Raw genomic sequence first — 11,216 nt, 5'->3', positions numbered from 1 at the left:
ATTGTAATTTTGCAATCGAACCGACATATTTTGAAATTTAACCCTACTAAACTAAAGAAAAAATCAGCCGAACCGATTGGCGAAAACTTTACCAATCGGATCAACTGATTTTGATATAAATTCAATTTTTATTGTTACCTAATTAACCAAAAATGGAAATAAACAAGCCGGCCAACACTAACATGATGGCTCCACCTAATCGGTTACCCATCTGGGCAAATCCAATCAAGTCCATCCGATTGGAAGCTGCTAACACAGAAATATTTCCAGCGCCACCCATCGAGTTATCAACTAGACCAGCTGTAATTGCTGACTCCACCGGGTAAAGCCCAAATAATTTGCCTACAAATCCGGCAACCAATCCAATCACAACTACGCTGACAAAAACCAACAAGACAAATTGCCAGGTCAATGAATGACTTAAGACTGGTAAATCCAACTTTGTCAATCCAACTCCCGCCAGCAGTGCGTGAGTTAGGTTTTTAGTAATCGAATTACTAAAAGTTACTGCTGATTCTTCGTAGTATTTTGGAATCCAGCCAGTGGCCTTGAAAATAATCACCAGTAAAATAATGAACGCATACTCGTTAATAAATGGAACAAAATGATTCAAGATAAGCCCAACTAGGAAAAAGGCTGCTGCTAACAAAAGACCTACACCCATCTTTTGGTAAGTAATTTTAAGATCTTTCTTGGCTGAACTATCATAGTTACCTGGCATCATTTTACCGTGACCATTTAATGGACTATTGGCAAATAATTTACTAATCAGTCCAGCAGCAATAATGGAAAAAACATTTCCTAAAATCACGGCCGGCAAAATCAGTGACAGATAATCAGTTGACCCACCTAAACCTTGGTGATAAATTTTTGAAAGTGGAATTGCTCCGGCACCAATACCACCACCCATAATTGGGAATGCCACATACAAGGATCCGTATTTAAATCCTTTACCGATCAAAGTTGAAACCAATCCAATCACTACAAATGTCACTGCCATCGAAATAAAGACCACCGGAAGGAAGCGAACCGATGCTTTCAGTAACATGGTACGATTCATCCCCAAAATTGCTCCTACGATTAGTGAAATAATGAAGAAATCAACAAATCCCGTACTAGTAATAAAACTATCAACAGTCTTAGTAACGCTAGCTGGAATAATCCCAGCAATGCTCAGGAGCGCTGGTGCAAACAATGCAAACACTGCTCCCCCGCCAAGATAAGTCTTAAAAATTGGTAGGTTAGCACCAAGCCAATAAAAGATATTCCCCATAATAATCATGACGAATAGTGCACCAAAAATATCATTAGGTAAAATCTTTAGCGCAATCGTGACAACCATAATAATCGCTAAGATGACATAGATACCTAACCCAACCCCATCAATCTTAAAATCAGCGAGCTTTGCTAACAGCTTTTTTGAACCACTGCTTTCTCTATCCATAATTAATTGCAACTCCTTTGTAATTTCATCACATGCTTAAGTATATGATATTATTCACATATTTCAATTACTTTTGTAGCAATCTATTTAGAGCAGCTGGTTTACTGGTTGATGAGATCAGACACTCAGTTTCTGTTTTTTAAGCATCATCAACCAAAAAAATATCTTTAATCTCAACTCCTAAACCCAATGCAATCTTTTTGGCTAGTGGTGGATACGGATGCCGCTTCCCTGCCAAAACTTTGCCAATGTAGCCAGGATTAGAATTAATCGCGCGGGCAAAACCATTGACAGAATACCCTAACAACGACAATTGCCTACTGGTCTGCTTTGGATCCTTCAATTTTAACCTAATCACGATTATAGCCCCCTTCTCTATAATAATTACTATAGCATAATGTTTTAGTTTTTCAACCACTTTTATTAGCTTGCTTCGTTTTTTATAACAATTACATTGCAGTGTTGTTATACTAATCAAACAGAAGGGTTGGTAAATCATGATGAAACAAGCCGATTATTTTGGTCGAGAAATCAAACGAATTCGCGAAGATAAGAAATTTTCAGTCCGGCAAACGGCGCTGCAGGCGCAGATGTCAAACTCGTATCTTTCCCAAATCGAAAATGGTTTGGTGAATATCCCAAAACCGATTACACTTGAAAAACTAGCACATGGATTACGAGTTCCTAAACAAACAATTTTCAAGCTGGCTGGACTAACTAATACAATTACCGATGTAACTGGCACCGTTCATTCAACGCTAATTGATGTCCCCATCATTGGTGAGATTGCCTGTGGTAGTCCTATTATCGCCAATGAAAACATCGATAGCTACTTACCGACGCGGTCGGAGAGTCTCCCCAATGGCACAAATTTTTATTTAAAATGTCGTGGAGCTTCAATGGAACCAAAGATTCCAGATGGAGCCTATGTCTTAATTCACCAACAACCGGCCGTTGAAAACGGTCAGATTGCGGCTGTGTTGCTTAATGATAACGAAACAACCCTGAAACGTGTTCAATATCAAGGTGACCAGGTTATTCTGGTACCTGATAACCCCGCACCAACCTACCAACCAATTATTCTTAACCAAGATAATCCCGGTAAAATTATTGGTCGCGCCATCCAAGTCCAATTTAACCTATAGCATAATAAAAGAACGCTTTAATGGGCGTTCTTTTATTATGCTATATCGCCGCAGCTAATTTATTAATCATCCGTTCATGATAGTAATAATAAGCAGCACGCCATGGATGAAGATGATCGTTTCGGATAATCCAAGGTTTGTCAAAACGATTAAAATGAATTAAAGTCGGACTTTGCAGGGCTTGATTTTCAGCCAGTTGTCGTTTTTCAATTGGGTTGTGACTAACTTTAGCTGTTATTAGCGGGGTTTGCACATTATAGCAGGGATCCAAATGTTGCCAATCACCCTTCAAAACTGCATTCAAAGCATCTTGATCCTGATACTTCAACATTTCCGGTTGTAAGTTAGCCAAGCTTCTCGTTCGTTCTGAAATTCGCAATTTATTCCAACGAGCGACGTCGATTACCAGTACTCCAGAATTAAAATAGGCTCCCGGAAGATTGGAAATGCCCATTTCTTGCAAACGATGAACATACCCCTGATCTTCAACTGCACCGATCGGATGCTGCCCTAGCGAAATTGATTCCAGTGCTTCAAGTGAGCGTTCACAAATCAAATCCGCATCGAGGTAAATAATTCGATCAACTGCTAACTCTTCTGGAATATCAATTCGATAATAGGCATTACGCTTAATGTTACTATCTGGAGAAGAAGTATTTGCATGAATATAATTAGCCGGTGTGGGGCGCAAAAAATTTACCGCAACACAATTATCAAATATCCGTGGCAATGCCCTCAAAGTTTTTTGATGTTCTTTTTTTAGATTGTCATTGACAACGTTAAAGGTAATCGGAACATCTGGATTATTTTCCAAGATCGAAAAATATTCGGTCATCAACGGAAGTGCCATTTTATCATCAATTACAGAAGCAATGTTTAACATGATTGTCACCCTTCTCAAAATTCACAAGAGACTCACATCATCATTCTATTTTATATCATCTATCTTAGCACATTATTAAGAATCAATATCATCATATTATGGTGCTTTACTAAACCTTCTAATTACAAGCTATCTGATTGACAGTAGTATAATCGTCTTTAAGAGGTGATTATATGAAAATGGGGATGCGGAAACCAAGTCTAAAAAAATCGATCAGCGCACGCACTAAGGGTCAATTAACTCGTCGAATCAAACGGACCTTAAATCCTTATTATGGAAAACGCGGAACTGGTTGGCTCCATCCGAAGAAAAAACTTTATAACAAGGCCTACCAAAAAACAACCTTCTCGTTTTGGGATTTGTTTAAATGATTAAATTATTCTGTAATAAAAACCACCCTGATTAAATCAGAGTGGCTTTTGTTATGCCTTTCCAAGCATGATGTCTGCAATCAAACCGGTTCTAGGAGCCTGATTAATTACCGTTTCGCTGTCAGTTCCCCGTTGACGCATAAATTTGATGGTGGAAAATTCTGAAACGACTACCTTGGGATAAGTTGGTCCAGCCAGGCAATATTGTTTCATTAGCGGAAGCTGTTCGTTTTGATATCCAATCGTTCGCTTAGGATCGTCATTAACCCACTTTGGGAAAAAGATAATCCCATTGGTTTTCTTTTCATTTAACATAAAATCTAATGAAACATCAGTTCCCGTAGGTTCCGTCCAAGCTACTTTATAAACACCCGGTAATAATAAAGAAATCGTCACTGATTGATCCTTAACCCAGCGTCCAGCCACAATGCCGCTGTGAATTCGATAATCGATCGTATGATCATTCTTTATGTAAATTTCATACTCCCAGCCATTATCGTACTGATAGATCAATTGCATTCCCAAAAAGTCAGTTAACGTTTTAAATTCCATAATATCAGCCTCCTAGTAATAATTTACCACTTCTAGTGTGGAACTGTAGCTAGGTTAAATTTAGGGCGCGACTACAATCGATTCAATCCAGCCATCACTATAACGTTTTGCTCATCTCCTTTATTTGCTCATAGTAATAAAAAAATTATTTTATAAGCATTTTGGGTTTTTAGTTAACTTTTGATACCATCATTGACTATTATTATATTAATTATTACTAGTCCTACTAGTTTAGAACAAGTTAAGGTTAGTTCTATGAATAAAATCATAATTCTTGCAGTTGAAATGTGGGTGCCTATCACCGTGTTCTGAATAGTCGGTTCAACGTCAGTTTACTTTAATCGGTGGCAGTATCACTACGAATGACACAGGAAAAAATCACTCAAAGTCATAGGCAGTTAGATTAATCCATTCCTGCGTTCAAGATGCTGTTTATGAGAAGAAAAGCGAAACTGGTTTTGTGATGTACACGGATATTTGATTAGAAAAAACTCAAGAATTGAAATGGTCAGACATTAATTTAAACTTTGACACCATTACTACTTCCAGTACCATCAATAAGACGTTAAAAGCATGCTTTAAAGAGCTTGGAATAAACCGTAGTGGCTTCCACTCTTTAAGGCACACACGTAAGCTTATTTACTATCTCAAAACGTAGACTTGTATATTATCAGAAAGCGGTTAGGGCACTAAGATATTGGGACCACTACTAAAGTTTATTCATATTTAATTGACGAATACCGTCAACGGTCTAATGACGAGACTAAACTCGCATTAAATAAAGTTGGCTCAGATAAAAAAAGAGAATCTAAAATTAATTAGATCCTCTTTTTGTTTGCGTACACAATTCGTACACATTTAATTCAAACTTATACGAACTTATACACCTACTATTTTGACTAAATGCCGTTAAATCAACATTTATGTTCAGTAAAACATAGTATAAAATCATAAATTAAGCCGCTGTTCGTCTTTTGTTGAAAAATAATACGGAAAATCAATGGTATTTTGTCTTTGTAAGTCCCTCAAATGACGAAAACAGGCTAATTTCATTTTATATCCAGAAATTCTAACTCCATCCATAACTTTAAAAGCATAATTGGTTGCTGGATCATGATAATTTTTTCTGATTTCTGAAAAATCTAATGATTGATAGATTTCATCAATATTTTTTTTAGTTGTTAAATCAATTCTCATTATTAATTACCTTAAAAACTCTTTCATACTATTGGCGACTGCTTGTTTATCCACCTTGTCATCGTCTAGCAATTTTGATAAGTCTTTGCGTGATTTTGGTGAAAGACCTAACGAAATACCAATAGTGTTTAAATTTTTTTGCGCGTCACTGTAAATTTGTGTCATTGGATTACGTTTGAAACCTGTAAATTCTGCTTCAAGTGCTTCCCCAGTAACTGGATTAACAGGTGTATGATAAATCGCATTAACTTCGCCGTGTTTTTTGATATGTTCGTAGGCGTGTCGATAGATTTCATACTGCGTAACGTACTGTTCAACTAATTTTTCATCACTAACTAAAACGTCACCACGCTCATTTAAAACGCGCACTACTTTGCGCCAAGCAGCAGCCGCAATGCGTCCTAAATATTTAGGAGGAGTAGTCGGCAAACTACTGCTATGACTAGATTTGAACGGTTTAACCGCCAATTTAACCAACCCCTTATTTTTGCTGACCCCCCCCCTATAAAAAAATTTTAAAAAAACGACTTTTACATAAGAAGACGGCAATGTGTGCGCTTTTTTGGCTGATGACCATGGCGGGGGGCTTTTAGTTTTTCATGAAATAATTAATGGTATTAATATCTTTTATTTTTTTAACTGGTTTTAACTGGTTATTTTTACCAGTTCCATAATAAGATTGTTCCCATCTAGTTTTTAAAGCATGACAACTACGACATATAGTTGCCAGGTTATTTTCTTCTGCTTTTAGGAAGATATCTACTTCAACTGGAATGATGTGATCTACTGTTTTGCTATTAGGCGTCAACTGTCTACTAGCAAGACAGTACTGGCATAGGTACTTATCACGATCTAATATGCGTCGTCGCAAGGCAACCCACAATTTTGAACGATAAAATGCATACTGATTTCGCTTTACCTCATTACGATTGCGTTGTTCATGATTGTATTTATGATCGTATCCCTTACTCTTGTTATTCCATTTCTTTCTACTTTCGATGTAAGCAACTTCATATTCTTTGTGTCGCTCACAGTAATATGAATTGATTGGAATAACTGCATGGCAATTAGAATACCGACAGCGATGAACCTTAGGCATGGTCTATAATCCATCTAGTAGCAACAGTGGTGTTGTTGTCAGTCAGTAACCAGTTCCCAATCGCGTCTAAACTATTGCGGTCAATCACGCGATAGCCATTGATATCATCCATTAGCTTACCTAACAAGTTGAGGATACTGTAGTTAGGATTACCACTTACTAGCCTTTGCAGGTAGTTGCTTACTACTTGTGGAATGCTGTCTACATTGCTTAGTATGGTTACCATGATGCTTCATCTCCTTATCCAGCTTACAAATGATCTGATACTCTTGATAGCATGAGTAGATCACACCATCACGCTTATAACTAATGGTTCTCACTCCAATCAAAAAGGACAGCCGTTATGACTGTCCCTCGCTATTTCTTTGATGATACCAATATAACACCATGACTTACCGCTAAGTTACCGCTCTTTTTCCGCTTTTCTTCCGCTTTTTAATAATTAATCCATTTCATATTCGTTATTCTAGTTCTTCTCCTATGGTTATATTGATTATCAAGTTTCTCGGTATGAAGAGTTGTTGGAACAAAATAATCCATTATCCTATCTTTTCTAAACCCTAAAACAACAGATTCATTGGCTTTATTGTAAACAAAAACGATATCAAGCCTTAGCCTATTAGGCTTCATTTGAGACGTTTCAACCAGTACTTTAATATCCCTATCAAAAAATATTCTATGCAATAAATTATAATTCAAATTTCTTTTCCTGATATCTTCCCATAACGGACTTTTTTTAGCAGATTTCTTTGTAAATTTACCACAGTCAATATCTTTAATTATTCGAGTAGCACTTTTGTTTTTATTACGAACTTTTGACCATCCCATTAAATGTGGCAAGTTATTTACATCAAAATAAATCACTAGTTCACTCAATAAATTATAATTTGTTGTAATAACAACTTTTCTACCAGCAAATAAATGCCTATAATCATTAAGCATTTCTTTAAAATCAATTGAACTTTCGTCACTAATAATAATTCCTGATGGCAGTTGATCCATAATGGTCTACTTTCTTTAAATTATTTATGTAATAAGAAAAGCCGTTAGAAAATCCAACGGCTTTAATAGGTACGAGTCATATAAGTCTACAACCGGGACTAGTGATCAGATATAAGGCCTCTGTCAGGCAATATAGCGTACCCCAACTATATCCTACTTAAAAGCATTAGATAAGAAGATAAGAACAAGACGAATGACAAGCAATAATCAGTCCAGTTCTCAATTGCAATAATATCATTAATTATACAATAAATAAAGAAATTTACTATGATTTTGTTGTATTTTCACGCTCAGCAATTAACCGTTTAAGTTCTTCAAGGTCATCATAACTAGACAATTCTTTAATAAATACTCTGGCAGACGACCTATACCTAAGATACTTAGAACGTTCTTTATTCTTATTTTGCCATTTTTGATTGGCTTCAGTTCTTTTGGTTGCCATATAAATTTCCTCCTGATGCGATTAAAATCGAAGCCATTAAACAAACCAAAGTAATTGCGCTATCTTCTACTAACCATCCTACTAATAATATTGACAACGATAATATATATTTAAAAATATTCTTCATTGTGTTAATATCGACTGTACACGAAAGGTCGAGGTTTTCACCTCGTTGCCTTTCTATTTCTTGAAATCCTTGTAGATTCCCTTTATCAAAAGGTAGAACTGATAGGCTCCTGTTGATAAATATGCGAATCCTTCAAGGATTTTTATTATACAATCGATATTATTCACCTCCCTTCTATATATACTATATTACTACCGGTAGTAATATAAGTCAACCTTTTTTTACAATTAATTTATAATTATACGCTTGCATAATATAAGCGAACTCTAGCAGTGCTTGCGACTTAAGCTCGTTAAATCGCGTGTGTGAATAGCCTAGCTTGTCAGCTAGTTGCCAATTGCTAATGTTATCTACATAAATACCATATAAAATAACCTTGCTAGTATGCTTATATCCTCGCAGTGCTCGCATTACTTCACTTACTTTTTGTTGATTATCTATCATTCTAATAACTTTAGCTTCGTTTGCGTTACCATGCGTTGGATCGGTTGGCATATCGGTAATACTAGGTGACTTTAAACTAGCTGCATCCAAGCCTGCCGACATAACTAATTTCGGAAATGAAAAATTAAGCCACTTCTTCACATTGGTAATCGTTTTACGTTCATCAATCTCGTCAATTAGTTCCATAGTCCACCTCGCAAATGTGTTATAATAATTATACGAGAACACACATTCGCCTGCCATTCGGTGGGCTTTTTTTATACAATCATGTATAGCATAATTAATTACATTCACTGGAATTCTAAAAATAATACTGGAAGCAAATATCTTTCACCATTTAAATTGACCGTGCCCATTTTTTGAATGACTTTCAATATATCTCTCATCAGTCATCTTCAGCCACCACTCGCTTAGGGTGCNGCGTACACAATTCGTACACATTTAATTCAAACATATACAGCTTATTTCAGTAAAACATAGTATAAAATCAGCGATTAAGGAGAGTACACGAATTTAATTTCCTAATATACTAACCTTTACAGCATAAACGTGGCAAATAAATTTAATAATTACCAAATATTTACCAACAAAAATAATTAGTTTCTTCCATTACATATAGTTATTGAATCTTTTCCCAACTTACTGGCCAACGGATTCCGTTTTTGTATTTTCTATTTATTAAACTAGATTTGTTTATACATTACGTATATTAAAATATGAGGTTAAATAATGATAGTAAAATAATTTAAAACAGTTTATGTAATTATCAATAATGGTAAAGAATATATCGTTAAAAAGATCAATGTAAATTAGATTTAAGAACCGAATTAAGTACTGAACATTATTATTTTTAGAAAATTTTTTGATTTATATGTGCAAGATTGCTATTTGCAAAATTTTTTAATAAAATTAGAATTAAGCATAAATTAATTTAAGAGGAATATATTACGGAAGTTGAAAAGCCATTATTTTTTATTAGGGCGGATGATAAATGAAAAAATTTTAATGATTTTATAAATGGAAAATTTTATTTTTCAAATGCTAGAGTTTTTGAAGATGAAAGGAAATTACCAAAAGGTAAAGGAGACAAAATTGACGGTGCTGTTTTAGGTAATAATGGTGGAATTTACCTTCCTACATTTGCTGACAAATTTAAGATAATTAGTTTGACTAGGGTTTATGCTAAAGATATTAAATCATCCACAACTAATGAAGAAAAAATAAAAATAATATTTACTGATAAATTTAAAAATGATGTTTTTAATTCTGAACTCACTAGAGATAGAAATTTTTCTGTAATTAGCGATTCTAATATGGACAAATTAGTCTGTAAGATTAATAAGCACTTTAAAGATCAAGAAATTTATTTGCTTTTAAGGAATGTAACATATGATTCAGATAGGTTATACTTTCAAAGCCAAATGTTTATATCAGACAAAACTACAATTGACACAAATGAATACGTAGATTGGTTAACAACTAAAAGAGACGAATACAGCAGGCAACGTGAATCTCGCTTAATCTTATCAGGAGAAAATGTAATAAATAAAAACATAATAAATTATGGAGCATTTGTTCCAAGAGAATACTGGTTTAAACCGCTAGATTTTAATTAAATAATAAATTTTAGAAATTGTTAGTGGAATTATAAAGTAGAAAAGACCTAAGATACTACTCAAAAATATAATCGCTTTAAAGAGCTTAAATATGGTAAGAAAATTTGACGAGGTATTAATTTTTAAATAGACTAATAAGGATTAATTAATATGAAAAACAAAAAATATAACGGAAATACCCCACTTTTAATTGGTTCAATTATTGTTGGTGGTAGTGCAATTGCTTTAGGAGTTACATCAATTGTTGGAATAACCATGTGGTCAATCACTTATGGAAACCCAAAATTTAATAAAAATAATACAAAATAAAAAAAGCATGCGCTGCAAAGGATACTTTAAAGGTAAACAAGCAAGTAATCCAGTTTTTATTAACCGATATAAGACTATCCCCTACTTTTTCAGCTGTAAATAAGACGCTTAGAGAAACTTTAAATAAATTAAACATAATAGACGTGGTTTCCATTTTAATTCCTTGAGGCACACACATGTGGCTTATTTACTATCACAAGGCATTGATATTTACATTATTAGTAATAAGATTAGGACATTCTGACATTGGTATAACCACTCGAGTATATTCATATTTAATCGATGAATATACACAAAAATCAGATGATAAAATAGATCAGTCAATAAATAAATTAATACAAACAAAAAAGAACGATACTAAAATTAATTAGCACCGTTCTTTTTATATAATGTGCAAAATATGTGCAAAAACATTTGATGTATATTGACACTGTTTCCTATTATATCGGCATTTATATAATATATATAAATCCTATTTTAAGGAGAGTACAGGATTTGAACCTGCGCGCCGGTTATAAAGCCGGTTCGCCGGATTTCGAGTCCGGTGCATTACCACTCTGCCAACTCTCCATGAGACACTATTTA

General features: G+C 34.5%; 15 protein-coding genes and 1 tRNA gene. 4 read left to right on the top strand and 12 right to left on the bottom strand.

Annotation, left to right across the window (positions count from 1 at the left end; translation table 11 throughout):
• Positions 1–142: 142 nt before the first annotated feature.
• Both FC87_RS03460 and FC87_RS03455 read right to left on the bottom strand, forming a co-directional pair.
• Positions 143–1,444: a 2-hydroxycarboxylate transporter family protein gene (locus FC87_RS03460; RefSeq protein WP_009167114.1), complete on the bottom strand. Its 1,302-nt coding sequence runs from the start codon at positions 1,442–1,444 to the stop codon at positions 143–145.
• Positions 1,445–1,583: 139 nt separating this feature from the next.
• A complete protein-coding gene (locus FC87_RS03455; RefSeq protein ID WP_009167115.1) occupies positions 1,584–1,802 on the bottom strand; it encodes a helix-turn-helix domain-containing protein in 219 nt (72 codons plus the stop codon).
• 139 nt (positions 1,803–1,941) lie between these two features.
• On the opposite strand from FC87_RS03455, the gene FC87_RS03450 reads away from it, so the two are divergent.
• Entirely contained in the window at positions 1,942–2,589 is a 648-nt protein-coding gene (locus tag FC87_RS03450; RefSeq protein WP_009167116.1) for a helix-turn-helix domain-containing protein, read from the top strand.
• 40 nt (positions 2,590–2,629) lie between these two features.
• Here FC87_RS03450 and FC87_RS03445 read toward each other — a convergent pair whose 3' ends face one another.
• The gene (locus FC87_RS03445) at positions 2,630–3,472 is read right to left on the bottom strand and encodes a glycosyltransferase family 8 protein (RefSeq protein ID WP_009167117.1); all 843 of its coding nucleotides are present in this window, start codon (positions 3,470–3,472) and stop codon (positions 2,630–2,632) included.
• A 173-nt stretch (positions 3,473–3,645) separates the two neighbouring features.
• Between FC87_RS03445 and FC87_RS03440 the strand changes: the two genes are divergently transcribed.
• Positions 3,646–3,843 carry a hypothetical protein gene (locus FC87_RS03440; protein ID WP_009167118.1) on the top strand — a complete coding sequence of 66 codons (198 nt, stop codon included), beginning with the start codon at positions 3,646–3,648 and terminating at the stop codon, positions 3,841–3,843.
• A 51-nt stretch (positions 3,844–3,894) separates the two neighbouring features.
• Here the strand turns inward: FC87_RS03440 and FC87_RS03435 are convergent, their stop codons facing one another.
• The 8 genes from FC87_RS03435 to FC87_RS03405 form a co-directional block, all read right to left on the bottom strand.
• Positions 3,895–4,395 carry a phenolic acid decarboxylase gene (locus FC87_RS03435; protein WP_009167119.1) on the bottom strand — a complete coding sequence of 167 codons (501 nt, stop codon included), beginning with the start codon at positions 4,393–4,395 and terminating at the stop codon, positions 3,895–3,897.
• 948 nt (positions 4,396–5,343) lie between these two features.
• Positions 5,344–5,592 (bottom strand): hypothetical protein, encoded by a 249-nt coding sequence (locus FC87_RS03430; RefSeq protein WP_056961637.1) that lies wholly within the window; start codon positions 5,590–5,592, stop codon positions 5,344–5,346.
• Positions 5,593–5,598: 6 nt separating this feature from the next.
• Positions 5,599–6,060, bottom strand: a complete 462-nt coding sequence (locus FC87_RS03425; RefSeq protein WP_056961635.1) for a phage terminase small subunit P27 family — start codon at positions 6,058–6,060, stop codon at positions 5,599–5,601.
• Positions 6,061–6,181: 121 nt separating this feature from the next.
• The gene (locus FC87_RS03420) at positions 6,182–6,691 is read right to left on the bottom strand and encodes an HNH endonuclease (protein ID WP_054690902.1); all 510 of its coding nucleotides are present in this window, start codon (positions 6,689–6,691) and stop codon (positions 6,182–6,184) included.
• On the bottom strand, positions 6,684–6,917 hold the full coding sequence (locus tag FC87_RS03415) for a hypothetical protein (RefSeq protein ID WP_054690900.1): 234 nt from the start codon (positions 6,915–6,917) through the stop codon (positions 6,684–6,686). The genes FC87_RS03420 and FC87_RS03415 overlap by 8 nt, the downstream gene beginning before the upstream one ends.
• A 209-nt stretch (positions 6,918–7,126) precedes the next feature.
• The gene (locus FC87_RS03410; protein ID WP_056961633.1) at positions 7,127–7,693 is read right to left on the bottom strand and encodes a PBECR4 domain-containing protein; all 567 of its coding nucleotides are present in this window, start codon (positions 7,691–7,693) and stop codon (positions 7,127–7,129) included.
• A gap of 265 nt (positions 7,694–7,958) precedes the next feature.
• The gene (locus tag FC87_RS07085) at positions 7,959–8,135 is read right to left on the bottom strand and encodes a hypothetical protein (protein ID WP_164476870.1); all 177 of its coding nucleotides are present in this window, start codon (positions 8,133–8,135) and stop codon (positions 7,959–7,961) included.
• A 337-nt stretch (positions 8,136–8,472) separates the two neighbouring features.
• Entirely contained in the window at positions 8,473–8,892 is a 420-nt protein-coding gene (locus FC87_RS03405; protein WP_054690895.1) for an ArpU family phage packaging/lysis transcriptional regulator, read from the bottom strand.
• Positions 8,893–9,872: 980 nt separating this feature from the next.
• Here FC87_RS03405 and FC87_RS03400 point away from each other — a divergent pair.
• Complete coding sequence (locus FC87_RS03400) at positions 9,873–10,322, top strand: hypothetical protein (protein ID WP_009167120.1); 450 nt, start codon at positions 9,873–9,875, stop codon at positions 10,320–10,322.
• A 150-nt stretch (positions 10,323–10,472) separates the two neighbouring features.
• Entirely contained in the window at positions 10,473–10,631 is a 159-nt protein-coding gene (locus FC87_RS07080; RefSeq protein ID WP_164476869.1) for a hypothetical protein, read from the top strand.
• 480 nt (positions 10,632–11,111) lie between these two features.
• Here FC87_RS07080 and FC87_RS03390 read toward each other — a convergent pair.
• Positions 11,112–11,201: transfer RNA gene (locus FC87_RS03390), tRNA-Ser, on the bottom strand.
• Positions 11,202–11,216 lie beyond the last annotated feature (15 nt).

The organism is Fructilactobacillus florum DSM 22689 = JCM 16035, from assembly GCF_001436645.1.
Classification (GTDB): Bacteria; Bacillota; Bacilli; order Lactobacillales; family Lactobacillaceae; genus Fructilactobacillus; species Fructilactobacillus florum.
The sequence above is the reverse complement of the archived record's forward strand: the minus strand, read 5'-3'. Positions and strand labels throughout refer to the sequence as shown.